Here is an 18,558-nt window from a genome sequence, read left to right on the forward strand (position 1 = left end):
CAGCAGCGAGGCGGAGGTCAGCTGACGCCGACGATCGGCAGGCGCAGGGCGGCCGGCGCGTCCTCGGGGACCACGGGGTTCTTCGGGGCGATCGGCTCGAGCGAGCGGAAGCCCTCCCCCACTGCCGGGCGCGGGTCGGCCTCGCCGCGGTTCGGCCAGTAGGCCATCGCACGCTCGGCCTGGGCCGTGATCGTCAGCGACGGGTTGACGCCGAGGTTGGCGCTGATCGACGAGCCGTCGATCACGTGCAGCCCCTCGTGCCCGTAGAGGCGGTGGTAGGGGTCGATCACGCCGGTCTCCGGGGAGTCGCCGATGCACGCGCCGCCCATGAAGTGGGCCGTGAGGGGCACGTTGAAGGGCTCGCCGATGGTGCCTCCCGGGGTGCCGCCCATGTGCTCGGCCATCCGCTGCACCGCCACGTGCCCGGGCTCGATGAACGCCGGGTTCGGTGCGCCGTGGCCCTGTCGCGACGTCAGCACCTTCCGGCCGAGCAGGTTGCGCTTCGTGTACGTGGTGATCGAGTTGTCGTGGGTCTGCATGACCAGCGCGATGACCGTGCGCTCCGACCAGTGCCGCAGGTCGTAGAGCTTGAACATGTTGCCCTTCTGCTTCCACAGCTCCTTGAGCCACGTCTTCCAGCGCGCCGTCGGCAGGCTCCCGTCGGTGAGCACGGTCTGCATCAGCGACATCGCGTTGGAGCCCCGCCCGTAGCGGCACGGCTCGATGTGCGTGAACTCGTCGGGGTGGAACGACGACGTGATGGCGACGCCCTCGGAGTAGTCGACGTCCTTGCCGTCGGCGATGGAGCCGAGCAGCGCCTCGGAGTTCGTGCGCGTCAGCAGCCCGAGCCGGTCCGAGACGTTCGGCAGGACGCCCTGGTCCTTCATCCGGTGCAGCAGCTTCTGCGTGCCCATCGTGCTGGCCGAGAAGATCACCTGCTCGGCGGTCATCACGCGGTGCTTGCGGAAGCGCTTGTTGGTGCGGCGCGTCTCGACCGCGTAGCCGCCGCCCGGCAGCGGCGTCACCGACACCGCCGTCGTCATCGGGTGGATCTCGGCGCCGTTCTGCTCGGCGAGGTAGAGGTAGTTCTTGACGAGCGTGTTCTTCGCGTTGTGCCGGCAGCCGGTCATGCACTCGCCGCAGTTGGTGCAGGCGTTGCGGTCGGGGCCCGCTCCGCCGAAGTAGGGGTCGGCGACCTTCTGGCCCGGCTCGTCACCGAAGAGGACGCCGACCGGCGTGTGGTGGAACGTGCCCTCGACGCCCATGTCCTGCGCGACCTTCTTGATCACCCGGTCGGCCGGGGTCTCGAAGGGGTAGGTCGCGACGCCCAGCATCCGCTTGGCCTGGTCGTAGTACGGCGCCAGCTCGCTCTTCCAGTCGGCGATGTGGCCCCAGGCGGGATCCTTGTAGAACGGGTCGAGCGGCTCGTACAGGGTGTTGGCGTACACCAGCGACCCGCCCCCGACGCCCGCGCCGGAGAGGATGAGCACGTCCTTGAGCTTGTCGATGCGCTGGATGCCGTAGCAGCCCAGCTGCGGCAGCCAGAGGAACTTGCGCAGCCGCCACGACGTCTTGGCGAAGTCCTCGTCGCGGAAGCGCTTGCCCGCCTCGAGCACGGCGACCTTGTAGCCCTTCTCGGTCAGCCGCAGGGCGGACACGCTGCCGCCGAATCCGGAGCCGATGACGATGACGTCGTGGTCGAAACCCATGGGAACCTCTCGTGGTGCTGCTGCGGGGTAGGTGGTGCTGTGTCCTGCGGAGTGTGGGGACGCGGGGTGTGCAGGTGCGGTGGCGTCAGGCGCGGGGGGTGCGACGCAGCATTTTCAGCCCGAGGGTGAGGGCCTGCGCGTAGCGCCGCGCGGGGACGAACGCCGGCCCTCCCATCGGCACGGCCCGCTGGACCGCCACGGCCTGCGGCTCGGTGTAGCGCAGGATGCCCTCGGCGCCCTGGCGCCGGCCGACGCCCGACGTGCGCATGCCGCCCATCGGGGCGTCGATGCTGCCGAACGTGGCGGCGAAGCCCTCGTTGATGTTCACGGTGCCGGCCTTGATGGCCGGGGCGATGCGACGGGCCTCGCGGACCGGTCCGAAGATGCTGGCGTTGAGGCCGTACTCGCCGGCGTTGGCGAGCGCGACGGCCTCGTCGACCGTGCGGTACGGGTAGAGCGAGACGAGCGGGCCGAACGTCTCCTCGGCGAAGCACGCGGCCGCCTCGGTGACCCCCTCGAGCACCGTCGGCTCGAAGAAGTACGGACCGAGGTCGGGTCGGGCCCGACCGCCGGTGAGCACGGTGGCGCCGTTCGCGACCGCGTCGTCGACGTGCTTGGCGACGGTCTCGACCTGGCTCTGGGAGATCAGCGAGCCCATGTCGGCGTCCCAGTCGAGGGACGCGCCGAGGCTCAGGGCCTGCACCCGACGCACGAAGGCGTCGCGGAAGCCGTCGTACAGCGCCTCGGGCACGTAGACGCGCTCGATCGACACGCAGAGCTGACCGGCCGAGGAGAAGCAGGCGGTGACCGCACCGGCTGCGGCCCGCTCGACGTCGGCGCCGGGCAGCACGATCATCGGGTTCTTGCCGCCGAGCTCGAGCGAGCAGCTGACGAGCCGCTCGGCCGCCTGCTTCGCGACCAGGGTGCCGGTCGCCGTCGAGCCGGTGAAGCAGATGTAGTCGGCGCGCTCGATGATCGCCGAGCCGACGACCGAGCCCGCACCGCTGACGACCTGCCAGACGTCGGTGGGGATGCCGGCCCGACGCAGCAGCTCGACGCCGGCGAGCGCGATGAGCGGGCTCTGGCTGTCGGGCTTGTGCACCACCGCGTTGCCGGCCGCGACGGCGGGCAGCCCGTCGGAGATCGCCATGGTCAGCGGGTAGTTCCAGGGGCTGATGATGCCGACGACGCCCTTGGGCACCTGGTTCACCTCGACCCGCGTGAGCCCCGGCAGGGCGCCGTTGCGTCGCGTGGGGGTCAGCTGGCTCTTCAGACGACGTGCGTAGAAGCGGGCGGTCAGCGCCAGGTGGGCGACCTCGTCGAAGGCGTGGGCCCGCGCCTTGCCCGACTCGAGCTGGATGAGGTCGAGCAGCTCGTCCTGGTGCGCGAGCACGAGGTCGTGCAGACGCAGCAGGGCCGCGGACCGCGCCTCCAGCGGAGTCTGCGCCCAGCGCTGCTGGGCGGCGCGGGCGGCGTCGAAGGCGGCCTCGACGTCGTCGATCGACGATACGGGGATCTGGGCGACGGGCTCGCCCGTGAGCGGGGTGGTGGTCGTGCGGGTCTCGCCGCTGGTGCTGCGGATCAGCGCCGTCAGGCTCTGGACACGGGAGGCGGGGACCACGTCGACGAGTGACATGCCCTCCAGGATACCGCCGGTATGTCGAATGCGACAGGGCTTGTGTCACATCCGGACGGTCCGTCGGACGGACGTCACCGCAGCGGGTCAGCCGAGCAGCGTCTCGCCCCAGAAGCCGCGCGGCCCGACGCCGGGCGGGCAGGCGAACAAGCCGGAGCTGCGGTGCACGAGGTACTCGTTGAGGGCGTCGTTGGTCGGCCCGGCCAGGTTGCGCTGGATCCGCACGAACTGCTCCGGCGAACGCTGGTAGCTGATGAAGAACAGACCGGCCGCCAGCTGGCCGAGACCGTCCGTGCCGTTGACGAAGTTGTAGCCGCGTCGCAGGATCCGGGCGCCGCCGTTGTTGTCGGGGTGCGCCTTGGCGACGTGCGACGTGACGGGGATGAGCGGCTGGCCGTCCGAGCCACGCTTGCCGAGGTCGATCGCCGCGTGCTCGTCGCCGCCGGACAGCGGACCGCCCGAGCCCTTGGCCCGGCCGATGATCGCCTCCTGCCCGGCGAGCGGCTCGCGGTCCCACGTCTCGATGCGCATGTCGATGCGGCGCGCGACCAGGTAGGAGCCGCCGACCATCCAGTCGGGACCGTCGCCCTCCTGGACCCACACCACGTCGTCCACGTCGCGGTCCTCGGACTTCACGTTCGCGGTGCCGTCCTTGAAGCCGAACAGGTTGCGCGCCGTGGCCTGGGCCGCCGACGTCGACGACGTGCGACCGAAGCCGAGCTGGGAGTAGCGCACCGACGCACGCCCGAAGGCGATGCGGACGAGGTTGCGGATCGCGTGCACGGCCACCTGGGGGTCGTTCGCGCACGCCTGGATCGCGACGTCGCCGCCCGTCAGCGACGGCTCGAGACGGTCGCCGGAGAACAGCGGCAGGTCGGCGAGGTCGGTGGGCCGCGCGTCGCCGAGGCCGAACCGGGGGCGACCGTCGCGCTCGAACAGGCTCGGCCCGAAGCCGATGGTCAGCGTCAGGCCCGACGCGGGCAGGCCGAGGGTCTCGCCGGTGTCCTCCGGTGGCGCCTCCGGGGCGCCCGCGACGGCACCGTAGACGCCCACCTCGTTGCCCTGGGTGAGCTTGCGCGCCGCCTGCGTCCACTCCTTCAGGAGGCCGACGAGCTCGTCGCGGCTCTCGGTCGTCACGTCGAGCACGACGAAGTGCAGCCGGTCCTGCGCCGGGGTGAGGATGCCCGCCTGGTGCCGACCCTCGAACGCGACCGGGACCGCCTCGGGGTCGGGGCGCACCGGCTCGTCGCGCGTCGCGCCGACCGCGTAGCCGCCGGCGACGCTCGCAGCCACGGCACCGGCGCCGGCCGCGCCGAGCAGGGCGCGACGCGAGAGGGGCGAGCGCTCGCTCACGCCGAGGCCGCGACCACGGCCGCCACCTTGCTGATCGGCTCGCTGAGCGCTGCCACGGAGTCCGAGAGCCGCTTGACCTGCTCCTTGCTGAGCGTGTCGTAGCCGGCCCACTCGCCGGTGTCGGCGTCCTGGTACTGGTCGAGCTCGGCGTCGAGGGCCTTGAACCGCTGGTCGATGAGGGTCACGAGGTCGGGGTCGGCCTTCTCGAGCACCGGACGCAGGGCGGCGATCGCCGCCTGGGAGCCCTCGATGTTGGCCTTGAAGTCCCAGAGGTCGGTGTGGCTGAACTCGTCCTCCTCGCCCGTGATCTTGCCCGTGGCGACCTCGTCGAGCAGACCCTTCGAGCCTTGGGCGAGCTGGAGCGCCGTGAGCGGCTTGTCCTTGCTCTCCTGGACCACCTTCGTCACGTTGGCGAGCAGCTGGTCGGCGTAGGGGTCCATGCCGTCGGTGTTGCCCGCGACCCACAGCTGCTTCTCGATGCGGTGCCAGCCCGTGAAGTCGCGTCCCTCGGCCTTGGCGTCGGGCTCGCGGCCGTCGGTGATCGGGTCGAGGTCGCCGAAGATCTCCGCGACCGGCTCGATGCGCTCCCAGTAGGTGCGCGCCCGCGGGAAGAGCGCCTTCGCCTCGTCGACCTTGCCGGCCTTCACCGCGTCGACGAACTCGGTGGTCTTGTCGATGAGCGCACCGGTCTGGCTCTCGACGTAGCGCTGGTAGCTGGCGGCAGCGGCCTTGAGCTCGGCGGAGTCCGACAGCTCCTTGGCGGCCTTGCCGGAGACCGTGAGGTCCTGGCGGATGCCGTCGCCGACCATCCCGGGCTTGCACGCGCCCTGGTAGTCACCCTTCGGCAGGTCGACGACGAGGTCGCGCGACAGGCCCGGGCCGATGTTCTCGACCTCGCCCATGATCCGGTCGCCCTCGGCGTACACGTAGAACTCGGTGACCTTGGAGCCCGCGTTGGTCACGGCGAACGTGGTGGGGCCGGCCTTGAGCTGCGTCGCCGAGACCTTGCAGGAGGAGTCGGCGGCCTTCACGGAGACCGTGCCGTCGGCCTCCGACGGCTTCTCGGCGCAGGCGGCCAGGAGGACGAGCGACGTGGCGGCGAGGCCGGTGGCGATGACGGTGCGGCGCATGGGGGTTCCTTCGGTGCGGGCGTCCAGGTGAGGACAGCCTCACCATGCTAGACCCCGGACCGTTCCTCGCGGCAACGGATTCCGATGTGATCTGGCCCGGACCCCTGACGAGCCGTCAGCGGGTGATGATCGCCAGGTCCAGGATCATCAGGACGAGGCCGAGCAGCGCGATGCCGAGGCCGACGAACGGCCACGGCCAGACGGGCCGTCCGGTCGTCGCGGCGCGCACGATCCGGAAGGCGCTGAAGAGCACCGCCACGAGCAGCAGGACCCAGAGCAGCGCCAGACCGCCGAAGAACAGCAGCGAGCCCTCCGGACGGCAGATGAGGGCCCCGTCGTCGGAGGAGCCGCCGCAGCCGTCGGAGGCCATCGCGGTGAGCGGCGCGAGAGCGCCGACCAGCAGGGAGCCGAGCGCGAGACCGACCCACAGCACCCCGGCGACCACGACCTCGACGATCCGCGCAGCGGTCGGCGGCTGCCGGTCCGGGGGCGGCTCGGCGACCGGCCAGGCGCCGTCCGGGGGGCTGGTCGCCATCAGGCGACGACCACCTCGACGCGCTGGAACTCCTTGAGCTCGGTGTAGCCCGTGGTCGCCATGGCGCGACGCAGGGCGCCGATGAGGTTCATCGTGCCGTCGGGGACCGACGACGGACCGAACAGCACCGACTCGAGCGAGCCGACCGTGCCGATCTCGACCCGCTTGCCGCGCGGCAGCTCGTGGTGCCAGGCCTCGGCCCCCCAGTGGAACCCGCGACCGGGGGCCTCGGTGGCCCGCGCGAACGGCGAGCCGATCATGACGGCGTCGGCACCGCAGGCGATCGCCTTGGCGATGTCGCCGCTGCGCCCGATCGAGCCGTCGGCGATGACGTGGACGTAGCGGCCGCCCGACTCGTCGAGGTAGTCGCGACGCGCGGCGGCCACGTCGGCCACGGCGGACGCCATGGGGACGGCCAGGCCCAGCACGGAGCGGGTGGTGTGCGCCGCGCCGCCGCCGAAGCCCACCAGGACGCCCGCGGCGCCGGTGCGCATGAGGTGCAGCGCGGCCTGGTAGGTGGCGCAGCCGCCGACCACGACCGGGACGTCGAGCTCGTAGATGAACTGCTTGAGGTTCAGCGGCTCGGTCTGGCTCGACACGTGCTCGGCCGAGACGGTCGTGCCACGGATGACGAACAGGTCGACGCCCGCGTCGACCACGACGTCGGCGAACTGCTTGGTGCGCTGCGGCGAGAGCGCGGCGGCCACCGTGACGCCGGCCTCGCGGATCTCGGCGAGCCGGTCCTTGATGAGCGCCGGCTTGATCGGCTCGGCGTAGATGTCCTGCAGGCGCGCAGTGGCGGCGACGGGATCGAGCGACGCGATCTCCGCGAGCAGCGGCGTCGGGTCCTCGTAGCGGGTCCAGAGGCCCTCGAGGTCGAGGACGCCGAGGCCGCCGTGGCGACCGAGCGCGATCACCGTCTCCGGGCTCATCACGCTGTCCATCGGGGCGGCGATGACGGGCAGGTCGAAGCGGTACGCGTCGATCTGCCAGGCGGTGGAGACCTCCTCGGGGTCGCGCGTGCGCCGGCTGGGCACGATCGCGATGTCGTCGAAGGAGTACGCGCGCCGACCGCGCTTGGCGGCACCGATGTCGAGCTCAGGCATGGGTCCACCCTAGTGCCGTCGGCGACCGCCACGACCCGCCCGGCTGTGGACGCGCGCCTGGACCGACGTCGGCGGCCCTTGGCAGGATCGGTGACGTCGCCGACGATGGAGGGGTGCCGACCATGACCGACGCGCAGAGCTGGACGCTGATCATCGGGTTCCTGACCACGACCGTCGCCGTCCTCGGCCTCGTCATGACCTCCTTCCATCGCACGCTGCAGTCGGGGCTGACGGCGGTGCGGCACGAGCTGCGCGGCGAGATCGGCACCGTCCGCGGCGAGATCGGCACCGTCCGCGGCGAGATCGGCACCGTCCGCGCCGAGATCGACGGCCTGCGCACCGAGATGCGCACCGAGTTCCGGCGCGTCGACCAGCGGCTCGACCACCTCGACCGCGACGTGCAGGCACTCACGCGCCACGTGTTCGACCGCCCGGAGTAGGTCTCGTCCTGCGCCTCAGCCCGTGCGCGCCTCGGTCTCGGCGAGGTCGCGCAGGGTGAGGAGCTGCCGGCGGGCCATCGGCAGGTCGCCGAGGCACAGCAGGTCGGTGAGCGGGCGCAGGCCGCGCGCGACGAGCTTGAGGAGCAGGCGGGTGCGCCCGTCGGGGAGCGGCTCGACGCGGTAGCTCATCAGCGACGGTCCGATCCGGGCAGTCAGCTCGCGACCCGGCTCGACCGCGACGACGGTGCCGACGTCGCGGCCCATGGCGTGCATGAAGCGGTCACCGGCGACCGGTTCGGGCAGCTCGGATCGGACGCGGGGCGAGCGCTGCCCGAGGTTGTCGACCCAGTCGTAGGAGTAGGGCGCGAGCCTCAGCTGACGCACCCATACCCAGACGACGTCGGGCGGGGCGTCGACGGTGACGCCTCTCCACGCCTGCATCGGCGCCGCTGGCAGCACGGCGTCGCAGCCGAAGGCGAGGCGCGTCTCGGCATCGGTGACGCCCCAGCGCTCACCCAGCACCGGCGCGCCCCGGACCGACCCGTCTCGGACGCGCTCAGCGTCCGGCGTAGTTGGGCGCCTCGACCGTCATCTGGATGTCGTGCGGGTGGCTCTCCTTCAGGCCCGCCGACGTGATCCGCACGAAGCGGCCGAGCTCCTGCAGCTCGGGGATCGTGCGCGAGCCGACGTAGAACATCGACTGGTGCAGGCCTCCGACGAGCTGGTGGGCGACGGCGCCGAGCGGTCCGCGGTAGGCCACCTGGCCCTCGATGCCCTCGGGGACGATCTTGTCGTCGCTGACGACGTCGGCCTGGAAGTAGCGGTCCTTGGAGTAGGACTTCTTGCCGCGCGAGGCCATGGCGCCGATCGAGCCCATGCCCCGGTAGGTCTTGTACTGCTTGCCGTTCATGAAGATGAGGTCGCCGGGGCTCTCCTCGCAGCCGGCGAGCAGCGAGCCGACCATGACGGTGTCGGCACCGGCCACGAGGGCCTTGGCGATGTCGCCGGAGTACTGCAGGCCGCCGTCGGCGATGACGGGGATGCCGGCGGGCTTCGCGGCGAGCGAGGCCTCGTAGACGGCGGAGACCTGCGGGACGCCGACACCGGCGACCACGCGGGTGGTGCAGATGGAGCCGGGCCCGACGCCGACCTTGACCGCGTCGACACCGGCGTCGACGAGCGCCTGCGACCCGGCGCGGGTGGCGACGTTGCCGCCGACGACCTGGATGTCGGAGAAGTTCTTGTCGGCCTTGATGCGGCGGATCATGTCGAGCAGGAGGCGTGCGTGGCCGTGGGCGGTGTCGACGACGAGCACGTCGACGCCGGCCTCACGAAGGGCGTTGGCGCGGTCCCACGAGTCGCCGAAGAAGCCGACGGCGGCACCGACGAGCAGACGGCCCTCGCCGTCCTTGCTGGCGAGGGGGAATTGCTCGGACTTCACGAAGTCCTTGACGGTGATGAGTCCGGCGAGCCGTCCCTCGTCGTCGACGATCGGGAGCCGCTCGCGCTTGTGCTGGCGCAGCAGGGCGGAGGCGTCCTCGCGGCTGATGCCGACCGGGCCGGTGACGAGCGGCATGGGCGTCATGACGTCGCCAACGAGCGTGCTGGCCCACTCCGCGACGGGCGTGAAGCGCAGGTCGCGGTTGGTGATGATGCCGATGAGCCGGTCGTCGGGGTCGACGACGGGCAGGCCCGAGACGCGGTACTCGCCGCAGAGCTCGTCGAGCTCCTCCAGGGTGGCCTTCGGGCCGATGGTGACCGGGTTGGGGATGATGCCGGTCTGGGTGCGCTTCACCAGGTCGACCTGGTAGCTCTGGTCCTCGATCGAGAGGTTGCGGTGCAGGATGCCGATGCCGCCCTCGCGCGCCATCGCGATGGCCATGCGCGACTCCGTGACGGTGTCCATCGCGCTCGACAGCAGCGGGATGCGCAGCGTCAGGTCGCGCGTGAGGCGTGCGGTGGTGTCGACCTCGCTGGGCACGACGTCGGTCTCGCCCGGCAGCAGCAGGACGTCGTCGTACGTGAGACCGAGACTGGCGAACTTGTCGGGGATGCCCTGCTCCATGCACCTATCCTACGACCGCCCGCCAGGGGTCCCGACCGCGTGGAGGGTGACGTCCGACGCTCGACCTCGCACGACCACCCAGCCGAGGCTGAGGGGCTGACTGGGCCGCCCCGACGCTGGCAGGATGGCCGGGTCCGGACCACAGGGACCGTCGGGAGGACCCATGAGTACGAGCACCGCGCCCTCGCGCCTGCGCCTGCTGCCGATGCGGCCGCGCGACCCAGGCGAGGACGGGCGCGTCGCCAGCACGCTCGAGCTGTTCTTCGACCTCGTGTTCGTCGTCGCCGTGAGCGTGGCCTCGGTGCAGCTGCACCACCAGCTCACCGAGGACCACGTGGTCGACGGGCTCGTCTCCTACGCGATGGTGTTCTTCGCCATCTGGTGGGCCTGGATGAACTTCACCTGGTTCGCCACGTCCTTCGCGGTCGACGACTGGCTCTACCGGGTGCTCACGTTCGTGCAGATGGCCGGCGTCCTGGTGCTGGCCGCCGGCATCCAGCCCGTCTTCGAGGACGACGACCTGCGCCTGGTCATCGTCGGGTACGTCATCATGCGTGTGGCGATGGTCGCCCAGTGGCTGCGTGCCGCGCGCGCCGACGAGACCACGCGCCGCACGTGCCTGACGTACGCCGCGGGCATCTCCCTGGTGCAGATGCTCTGGATCGCGGTGCTGGTGCTGCCGGGTGCGGCGGTGCCGGTCGCGTTCGTGGTGCTGCTGCTCGCCGAGCTGGCCGTGCCGGTGGTGGCCGAACGGCGGGAGACGACGCCGTGGCACCCGCACCACGTGACGGAGCGCTACGGGCTCTTCACCCTGATCCTGCTCGGCGAGAGCCTGCTCGGGTCGGCGAACGCCGTGCTCGAGGCCCTGCACGACGACACCGCGCTCGTCCCGCTGCTGTCGGTGGCGCTGCTCGCCTTCGTGACCACCGCGGCGCTCTGGTGGATCTACTTCTGGCCGCCGCACCACCGGGCGATCACGTCGCTCGCGAGCTCGCTGCGCTACGGCTACGTCCACTACGTCGTGTTCGCCGCGGCGGGCGCGCTCTCGGCGGGCATCGAGGTCGAGATCGACGTGCTCACCGACCACTCCGAGCTCACCGACGTCGCCGCGGCGTTCACGGTGACCGTCCCCGTCGCCCTCTTCGTGCTCGGGATCTGGTGGATCACGCTGCGCGACAACGCCGACGCCGTGGTCAACACCGTCGTCCCGGTCGGGGCGCTGCTGGTGCTGCTCGACCCGGTGCTGCCGATCCCGTTCGCGCTGACCTCGGTGGTGCTGGCGCTCGTGGTCGCCGTGCTGGTGGTCCGGCCGCCGACGACACCGGCGCACGGCTGACCGGCGGAGACCCCTACAGGCCGACCTTGCCCTCGGCCCAGTAGGGCTGTGTGCGGACGGCCCTGCGGTCCAGGCCCACGACGTCGCGCAGCAGGGTCCGCTGGCGTTGGATCGCCGGCCCGTTGCCGGCCAGGTAGGCGACGGGGGTGTCCAGCAGACGCAGCGCCTCGACGTTCGCGCGCAGCCAGGCGTCGACCACGGCGCCCGGGACCTCGAGGGCGGGCAGGACCGTGGCGTCGGGCAGGAGCGCCTGCGTGGCCGCGACGTCGGGTCCGGGCACCTCCAGCACGGTCAGCAGCTCGCGACCCTCGCGCGCCGCGCGGTCGGCCATGCACAGCGCGAGGCTGATGACGGTCGCGTCACCGAGCAGCACGACGGGCCGGTCCCCGCCGAGCGCCCAGGTGAACGCCCGCGCCGACGACCACCGGCACACCTTGACCGCGTCGCCCGGCACCCACCCCTCAAGAAGGTCGTGGCCGGGCGTCGGGCCCGGGTGGTCGTGACGCTGGACGACGATCGTCAGCGCGTCGTCGACGACGCGGGCCGGGGTGTAGTGCCGGAACGCGTTGCGGGCCACCCGGAACGCGGTGACGTCGCACGGCTCGATCGTCGCACCGTGGAAGTCGGTGCTGGCGAGGACGAGCCGGCGCAGCCCGGGCGAGATCAGGTCGTTGGCACGCACCACGGCGTCGTGGGCCTGTGACTCGACGTAGCTCGCGAGCAGGGTCGGGGTGCGGGCCATGGGATCAGCTCCTCGCCAGGGATCGCAGGTCGTCGGCGTAGGCGTCGAGCACGTCGGCGTAGCCGCGCGCGCTCGGCGCCACCTCGAACCTCCACGGCAGGTAGGCGTCGTCGCGCGCCGCCGTGGTCCGGCCCCAGATGGGCTGGTCCTGCAGCCGCTCCAAGTGCTGGCGACCGCCGCGGGTGTCCCACAGCGCGACGTCGACGTCGTAGGTGTCGGCGTTCTCCCAGCTCAGGGCGTCCCAGTAGACGCCCTCGTCGAGGTCTCGCTCGTCGGGCACCACGACGTCGAGGCCGACCTCCTCGCGCAGGTAGCGCAGGTCGCCGTAGGCCGCGGGGTTCGCGACGTAGAGCAGGTCGGGCGTCGTCGACGTCGCGACGAGGGTGGGGTCGCCCGCCGATCGTGCGGCGGCGCGGAGCCGGTCGCCCGCCGCGACCAGTGCGGCGTGGTCGTCCTCGAAGCCGGCCGGGTCGGCCCCGAGGGCCGTTCCGAGCCGCTCGGCGTTGTCGACGATCCCCTCGACCGTCTCGCCCTCGTAGGTCACGGCGGCGATCGGGTAGGCCTTCTCGACGCGTGCCCGGGTGTCGGGATCGATGAACGAGAGCGCGTCGCCGACGTAGTGGGTCGTCACGACGAGGTCGGGGCGCGCGGTCGGCAGCGCCTCGACGTCGAGCGTCCCCGACTCCTCGGCACCGGTCACGTCGGGGACGGAGGAGAGGTCGAGGTCGGGCGACTGCAGCCCGAGGTCGGGGTCCGGGTTGTCGGGCTTGCCGAAGACCGCGACCACCCGGTCGCCGAGGCCCATGTCGGCGAGGGCGGCGGCGACGTCCTTGCTGGCCGCGATGCGCCGCGGCACCGCGTCGAGCGAGATCCTCGTGCCGAGGTCGTCCGTGAACGTCCACGCGTCCGGGTCCTCGCCGCCGGGACCGGCGCCGCACCCGGCGACGACCAGCACGGCTGCCGCAAGGGACGCGACACGGCGCAGCGCGTTCACGACCCCAGCTTCTGCAGGTCGCCGGCGAACAGCTCGAGCATCGTCGCGTAGCCCTGCGCGCTCGGCGCGACCTCGAACCGCCAGGGCAGGTAGGCCCCGTCCTGCGCCGCCCGGACCTTGTTCCACACCGGCTGCTGCTCGAGGGTCGTGAGGTTCTTGTCGCCCCCACGGGTGTCCCACAGGGCGACGTCGGCGTCGTAGGCGTCCGCCTGCTCCCAGCTGACGGAGTCCCAGTAGTCCCCTTCGTCGAGGTCCTTCGCCGCCGGACGCACGACGTCGAGGCCGATCTCGTCGGACAGGTAGGTCAGGTCCGCGTACGCGGGCGGGTTGGCGACGTAGAGCAGCTCCGGTGTCGTCGACGTGGCGATGATCGTCGGGTCACCTGCCGTCCTCGCGGCGCTGCGGACGAGGTCGCCGGCCTTCGCCAGGGCGGCGTGGCCCGCCTCGAAGTCGGCCTCGTCGGCGCCGAGGGCGAGGGCGAGGCGCTCGCTGTTCTCGATCACCCCGTCGACGGTCTCCTTCTCGAGGTTGATCGCGGCGAGGTCGTAGGTGCCGCCCAGCCGCTTCGCGACGTCGGGCGAGAGGTACCAGTAGTCGCCGGAGCCGTAGGTGGTGGTCACGATCAGGTCGGGCTCGAGAGCGGCCAGCTCCTCGAGCTCGACCGCACCGTACTCGCCGCCCGTGATGTCGGGCAGCGTGCTGACGTCGAGCTCGGGCGACTGCAGCCCGAGGTCGGGGTCGGGGTTCGTCGGCTCGCCGAACACGCCGACGACGCGGTCGCCGAGCCCCATGTCCCCGAGCGCGGCAGCGACACCCTTGTAGGCGACGATCCGCTCGGGCACCGCGTCGAGGCTGATCCTCGTGCCCATGTCGTCCGTGAAGGACCAGCCCTCCTCGGACCCGTCGGTCGAGCCGCCGCTGCAGGCCGTCGCCAGGAGCAGCGCGACGGCCGTCAGCGCGGCCTGCAGCGGGCGTCTCATCGGGTGTACTTCTCCAGGCCGTCGGCGAAGCGGTCGAAGATGTCGGCGTAGGCCTGGGCCGACGGCGGCGCCACGGACGTCCACGGGATGTAGGCGTCGTTCTTGGCGGCCGTGGTCTTGCCCCAGACCGGCTCCTTCTTCAGCGCGGCGAGGCCGGCGCTGCCGATGCGGTCGTCCCAGTAGGCGATGTCCGCGTCGTACGTGTCGGCCTTCTCCCAGCTCAGGGACTCGAAGTAGCCACCCTCGTCGGGGTTCTTCGGCGTCACGATGTCGAGGCCGATCTCGTCGCGGTAGTACTTGAGGTCGGGGCTGACGTCGGGGTTGGAGACGTAGAACAGGTCCGGGGAGTAGGACACGGCGAGGATGGACGGCTTCGCCCCCTCCGCGACGTCGGTCAGGCGCTGCTTGGCGGCGTCGAAGGCCTCCTGACCCTTCTCGCCGGCGTCGTCGGACGCGCCGAGGGCCTTCGCGGCCTTCTCGGTCGACTCGATGATCTGCGGCAGCGTCTTGCCGTCGAAGCTGATGACGAGCGTCTGGTACTGCTTGTCGAGCTTGGTCTGCGCGTCCTTGTTGATGTACCAGAGGTCGGGCTCGACGTAGGAGCTGGTGACGATGAGGTCGGGCTTGAGGCCGGCCATCTTCTCGAGGTCGATGTCGCCGTACTCGCCCTCGCCGGTCACGTCCTCGACGGAGTCGACGTCGAGGCCCGCGGCCTGGCTGTCGACGTCGCCGTCGGCGTTCTTCACCGGGCCGAAGACGCCGACGATCTTGTCGCCGAGGCCGAGGTCGGTGAGGGCCGCGGCGACCGACGACTGCGCGACGATCCGCTCAGGCGCCTTGTCGAGCTCGAGCTTGGTGCCGAGGTCGTCGGTGTAGGTCCAGGCCTGGTCGGAGGAGGCGTCGTCGGAGGACGAGCCGCAGGCGGCGAGGGGGAGGGCGAGGGCCACGGCGACGGCTGCGGCGAGGCGTCGGGGCGTGAACGTGCGTCGGATCATGGAGGGGAGCCTAACCTAGGTCAGCCTTACCTGAGCAAGAGATGTCTCAGACGGCCGGCGTGAGGTGGACCACCTGCGAGGTCGAGGTTCGACCGCCGGGGTCGACGACGCTCGACAGCGGCCGTCGCCGGGCGCACGATAAGGACGTGGACCGCACCAGCGTCGTCGTCTCGCGCGAGGTCACCGCCTCGCCCTCGGTGGTGTTCGGCCTGCTCGCCGACCCGCGGCGCCACCCCGAGATCGACGGCTCGGACATGGTGCGCGCCGACGACGGCGCCTCCCCCGTCACCGCCGTCGGACAGGTGTTCCGGATGCACGTCCACCACCCGCGCGCCGGCGACTACCGCACGGACAACCTCGTCACGCGCTTGGAGCGCGACGTCGAGGTCGCCTGGCGCACCGGTCCGGTCGATGGCACCCCGCCGGGTTGGGAGTGGCGGTGGCGCGTCGACGCGACGGCTCGGGGAAGCCTGGTGTCGCTCACGTACGACTGGTCCGACGTGGACGACCCCGAGATCCACGGCAGGGTCGGGGGCTTCCCCGCCGTCCCCGTGGCCGCGCTCGAGAGGACGCTCGAGCGTCTGCACGCGGTCGTCGGCTGACCCAGCGCCGACCACCCAGCACCGACCATCCAGCGCCGGCCGGCCAGCACCGACCGCCCAGCCGAAGGCTCAGCGTCGGCCCGCGGCCAGGAGCTCCTCCACCGTGACGAGCTTGACCCGCGGCCGTCCGGACGCGCGGCCGGCGTCGACCTCGTGGCGCTCGATGGCGCGCACCCCCGGGGCCTGGACGAGGTCGGGCTGACGCTTGCGCAGGAGCCGGGCGAACGCACGCCCCGACCGGGAGGGACGGGTGAGTCGGTGCTCCGCGGCGTCGGCCAGCAGGGTCGTGACCGTCTCGCCGGCGCAGATGCGGTTCGCGCCGATGCCGCCCGTCGACCCGCGCTTCGCCCAGCCGACGACGTAGGCGCCGGGCACGGCCTCACCCGTCGCCGGGTCGACGACGCGCCCGTCGGCGTTCGGGATGATGCCGCGGTCGGCGTCGAAGGGCAGGCCCGGCACCGCGCGGCCTCTGCGCCCGATCGAGCTGACGAGCAGGCGGGTGGGCGCCTCGACCTCGCCGTCGGGTCCGGACACGGTCACCGAGGCGAGGGTCCCGTCACCGTGCGCGGCGACGACGCGTCGACCGAAGGCGAGCACGAGGCGGCGACCGGGGCCCGGCTCGCTCGACCAGTCGCTGCGCACCCGACGACGGTCGGCGAGCAGCGCCGCCTTCGAGCCGGGCGCAGCGGCGTCGAGCGCTGCAGCGGTGGCGGCGTCGTCCTCGACCACGAGCTCGATGCCGTCGGGCAGCGTGAGCAGCTCCGGACGCGTGAACGCCGACTCCTCCGGCCCACGGCGGCCGAGGAGGACGACCTCGCGCACGTCGCCGCGCCGGATGGCCTCGAGGGCGTGGTCCGCGATCTCCGTGCCGGCGAGCCGGTCGGGGTCGCTCAGCAGGATACGGGCGACATCGAGCGCGACGTTGCCGTTGCCGACGACGAACGCGCGCGTGCCGTCGACGCGGATCGCGTCGCCGGGGACCTCGAGGTCGCCGTTGTACCAGGAGACGGTCTCGGTAGAGCCGTGCACGCCGTCGAGGTCCTCGCCCTCGATGCCGAGCCGCCGGTCCTCGGGCGCGCCGATGCCGTAGACGACGGCGTCGTGGTGCTCGAGCAGCTCGGCGTGGCTGACGTGACGACCGACCTCGACGTTCATGAACAGCGAGGTGCGCGGGTGCTCGTACGTCCAGGAGAACGTGTCACCGACCCGCTTGGTCTCGCCGTGGTCGGGGGCCACGCCCGCGCGGAGCAGACCGCCGGGCACCGGCAGGCGGTCGACGAAGGAGAGGTCGGCGTCCGTCGCGGCGAGCAGCTCGCGGGCGGCGTAGGTGGCTGCCGGACCCGTGCCGACGACCGCCACGCGCAGGCCGGTGGGCACGCCGGGACGCACGCGGGCGTGCGTCTGCTCCTTCGCGACCGCGCGGTCGGGGCGCTCGGCGTAGTAGGCGGCGTTCAGCTCGGCGAAGACCTCCTCGCCGCCGCGGAGGATCTCGATCGGCTTGATCGCCGAGGCGGGGCAGGCGTCGGCGCACGCGCCGCAGTCGATGCAGGCGCGCGCGTCGACGTAGAGGATGTCCGTGTGGCCGAAGTCGGGCTCCCCCGGAGTCGGGTGGATGCAGTCGACGGGGCAGACCTCGACGCAGGACGCGTCGGAGCAGCAGCTCTGGGTGATCGCGAAGGGCATGGGCGGGTCAGAGCATGTGGACGCGGCGGTACAGCCGCTTGGCCGCAGGCGTCAGCAGGCCCGCCTCGGACAGGAAGTCCATGAGGTGGACGCACGACAGGCGCATGAGGGCGTGGTGGTGCTCGTTGTTCTTGGCCGCCGCGACGGCCTCCTTCACGTCGAGACCGGCCTCGGCGTACACGTCGGGCTGCACCAGGCTCTTGACGATGAAGTAGCCGACGCTGGCGATCTGCAGCGCGCTGGCCTTGCGGCGCACCTCGGAGATGCCGCGCATCGCCTCGATGGTCTCGTGGCGCGCGAACTTCATGTGGCGCGACTCCTCGACCACGTGGATCTTGCAGATCGTCTTGACCTGCGGGGCGACCGACGCACCGCGCATCCAGTCGCGCTGCATGACGTCGAGCACCTCCTCGGCGACGAGGATGGAGGTGTAGGCCACCTCGTTGCGTGCCGTCAGCTTGAGCAACTTGGCCGCCTGGTGCAGACGCGGGTGCGGCAGGTAGGAGCGGCCCGCGATCAGCTGCGCGCCCTTGGCGAACATGATCGAGTGACGGCACTCGTCGGCGATCTCGGTGAGCGCGAACTGGAACTCGCTGCTCGCGTAGTCCTTGTCGTAGATGTCGACGAGCAGCATCTGCTGGAGCAGCATCTCGAACCAGATGCCGATGCTCGCGACGCTGGCGGCCTCGTGGCGCGTGAGGGTCGCGCGCTGCTCGGGGGTCATGCGCTCCCAGATGTCGGTGCCGTACAGCGTGCACCACTCCGGGTTGACGCCGTCGTGCAGCGGGTCGAGCGGGGCGTCCCAGTCGACCTCCTTCTCGGGGTCGTACGAGAGCTGGGCCGACGAGGAGAGCAGACGCTCGAGCACACCGTCGCGCTCGACCTCGGCGCGGAAGGCGGCGGCGTCCTGCTCCGGGCTGGGTGCGGTGATCGTCATGGTGGGACTCCTCGACTCGACAGCAACGATGTGACATCGGGAGTGTCACATCCGTACCCACGGTATGCCCGTGCTGGCGGAAGCGCAAGAGACACACGTCACCCGCCGTTCGTCCGCGCGCCTCGTCGAGGATTCCCAGGTGGACCTGGGAATCCTCGGTAGGCACGGGGAGCTTTCCGTGCGCGGCTGAGATTCCCGGGTCTCGTGGAGATTCCCAGGTCGACCTGGGAATCTGCGGACCGGGGTCAGCGGCGGGCGTCGAGGTAGGTGCGGGCGAGCGGGGCGGGGGCGCGGGCGAGCCAGGCGTCCTCGACC

General features: G+C 71.7%; 17 protein-coding genes. 3 read left to right on the top strand and 14 right to left on the bottom strand.

Annotated elements, in window-relative coordinates; all coding sequences use genetic code 11:
- Nucleotides 1-17 precede the first annotated feature (17 nt).
- The 6 genes from NH339_RS03440 to NH339_RS03465 form a co-directional block, all read right to left on the bottom strand.
- A complete protein-coding gene (locus tag NH339_RS03440; RefSeq protein WP_253022539.1) occupies nucleotides 18-1,709 on the bottom strand; it encodes a GMC oxidoreductase in 1,692 nt (563 codons plus the stop codon).
- An 85-nt stretch (nucleotides 1,710-1,794) separates the two neighbouring features.
- Nucleotides 1,795-3,345 carry a succinic semialdehyde dehydrogenase gene (locus tag NH339_RS03445; protein WP_253022541.1) on the bottom strand — a complete coding sequence of 517 codons (1,551 nt, stop codon included), beginning with the start codon at nucleotides 3,343-3,345 and terminating at the stop codon, nucleotides 1,795-1,797.
- A gap of 87 nt (nucleotides 3,346-3,432) precedes the next feature.
- Nucleotides 3,433-4,698 (bottom strand): iron uptake transporter deferrochelatase/peroxidase subunit, encoded by a 1,266-nt coding sequence (efeB, locus tag NH339_RS03450; protein WP_253022543.1) that lies wholly within the window; start codon nucleotides 4,696-4,698, stop codon nucleotides 3,433-3,435.
- Nucleotides 4,695-5,828, bottom strand: a complete 1,134-nt coding sequence (efeO, locus tag NH339_RS03455; RefSeq protein WP_253022545.1) for an iron uptake system protein EfeO — start codon at nucleotides 5,826-5,828, stop codon at nucleotides 4,695-4,697. Before efeO ends, efeB begins: the two co-directional genes overlap by 4 nt.
- A gap of 115 nt (nucleotides 5,829-5,943) precedes the next feature.
- Nucleotides 5,944-6,363: a hypothetical protein gene (locus tag NH339_RS03460; protein ID WP_253022547.1), complete on the bottom strand. Its 420-nt coding sequence runs from the start codon at nucleotides 6,361-6,363 to the stop codon at nucleotides 5,944-5,946.
- The gene (locus NH339_RS03465) at nucleotides 6,363-7,469 is read right to left on the bottom strand and encodes a GuaB3 family IMP dehydrogenase-related protein (RefSeq protein ID WP_067854215.1); all 1,107 of its coding nucleotides are present in this window, start codon (nucleotides 7,467-7,469) and stop codon (nucleotides 6,363-6,365) included. Before NH339_RS03465 ends, NH339_RS03460 begins: the two co-directional genes overlap by 1 nt.
- A gap of 113 nt (nucleotides 7,470-7,582) precedes the next feature.
- Between NH339_RS03465 and NH339_RS03470 the strand changes: the two genes are divergently transcribed.
- A complete protein-coding gene (locus NH339_RS03470; RefSeq protein WP_253022549.1) occupies nucleotides 7,583-7,909 on the top strand; it encodes a hypothetical protein in 327 nt (108 codons plus the stop codon).
- Nucleotides 7,910-7,924: 15 nt separating this feature from the next.
- Here NH339_RS03470 and NH339_RS03475 read toward each other — a convergent pair whose 3' ends face one another.
- Both NH339_RS03475 and guaB read right to left on the bottom strand, forming a co-directional pair.
- Nucleotides 7,925-8,431, bottom strand: a complete 507-nt coding sequence (locus tag NH339_RS03475; protein ID WP_253022551.1) for an SRPBCC family protein — start codon at nucleotides 8,429-8,431, stop codon at nucleotides 7,925-7,927.
- Nucleotides 8,432-8,465: 34 nt separating this feature from the next.
- Nucleotides 8,466-9,974, bottom strand: a complete 1,509-nt coding sequence (gene guaB / locus NH339_RS03480; RefSeq protein ID WP_253022553.1) for an IMP dehydrogenase — start codon at nucleotides 9,972-9,974, stop codon at nucleotides 8,466-8,468.
- Between the two features lie 163 nt (nucleotides 9,975-10,137).
- Here guaB and NH339_RS03485 point away from each other — a divergent pair, with 163 nt between their 5' ends.
- The gene (locus tag NH339_RS03485) at nucleotides 10,138-11,310 is read left to right on the top strand and encodes a low temperature requirement protein A (protein WP_253022555.1); all 1,173 of its coding nucleotides are present in this window, start codon (nucleotides 10,138-10,140) and stop codon (nucleotides 11,308-11,310) included.
- A gap of 13 nt (nucleotides 11,311-11,323) precedes the next feature.
- Here the strand turns inward: NH339_RS03485 and NH339_RS03490 are convergent, their stop codons facing one another.
- From NH339_RS03490 to NH339_RS03505, 4 genes are read right to left on the bottom strand one after another with little or no spacing between them, the layout of a single operon-like run.
- Nucleotides 11,324-12,052 (bottom strand): siderophore-interacting protein, encoded by a 729-nt coding sequence (locus tag NH339_RS03490; protein WP_253022557.1) that lies wholly within the window; start codon nucleotides 12,050-12,052, stop codon nucleotides 11,324-11,326.
- Between the two features lie 4 nt (nucleotides 12,053-12,056).
- Entirely contained in the window at nucleotides 12,057-13,046 is a 990-nt protein-coding gene (locus NH339_RS03495; RefSeq protein WP_253022559.1) for an ABC transporter substrate-binding protein, read from the bottom strand.
- Nucleotides 13,043-14,026: an ABC transporter substrate-binding protein gene (locus NH339_RS03500; RefSeq protein WP_253022561.1), complete on the bottom strand. Its 984-nt coding sequence runs from the start codon at nucleotides 14,024-14,026 to the stop codon at nucleotides 13,043-13,045. Before NH339_RS03500 ends, NH339_RS03495 begins: the two co-directional genes overlap by 4 nt.
- A complete protein-coding gene (locus NH339_RS03505) occupies nucleotides 14,023-15,021 on the bottom strand; it encodes an ABC transporter substrate-binding protein (RefSeq protein WP_253022563.1) in 999 nt (332 codons plus the stop codon). The genes NH339_RS03500 and NH339_RS03505 overlap by 4 nt, the downstream gene beginning before the upstream one ends.
- A 146-nt stretch (nucleotides 15,022-15,167) precedes the next feature.
- Here NH339_RS03505 and NH339_RS03510 point away from each other — a divergent pair, with 146 nt between their 5' ends.
- Nucleotides 15,168-15,623, top strand: a complete 456-nt coding sequence (locus NH339_RS03510) for an SRPBCC family protein (RefSeq protein WP_253022565.1) — start codon at nucleotides 15,168-15,170, stop codon at nucleotides 15,621-15,623.
- Between the two features lie 69 nt (nucleotides 15,624-15,692).
- Here the strand turns inward: NH339_RS03510 and NH339_RS03515 are convergent, their stop codons facing one another.
- Both NH339_RS03515 and NH339_RS03520 read right to left on the bottom strand, forming a co-directional pair.
- Nucleotides 15,693-17,306 carry a 4Fe-4S binding protein gene (locus tag NH339_RS03515; RefSeq protein WP_253022567.1) on the bottom strand — a complete coding sequence of 538 codons (1,614 nt, stop codon included), beginning with the start codon at nucleotides 17,304-17,306 and terminating at the stop codon, nucleotides 15,693-15,695.
- Between the two features lie 7 nt (nucleotides 17,307-17,313).
- Complete coding sequence (locus tag NH339_RS03520; protein ID WP_253022569.1) at nucleotides 17,314-18,243, bottom strand: diiron oxygenase; 930 nt, start codon at nucleotides 18,241-18,243, stop codon at nucleotides 17,314-17,316.
- Nucleotides 18,244-18,558: the final 315 nt, after the last annotated feature.

The organism is Aeromicrobium sp. CnD17-E, from assembly GCF_024124745.1.
Classification (GTDB): Bacteria; Actinomycetota; Actinomycetes; order Propionibacteriales; family Nocardioidaceae; genus Aeromicrobium.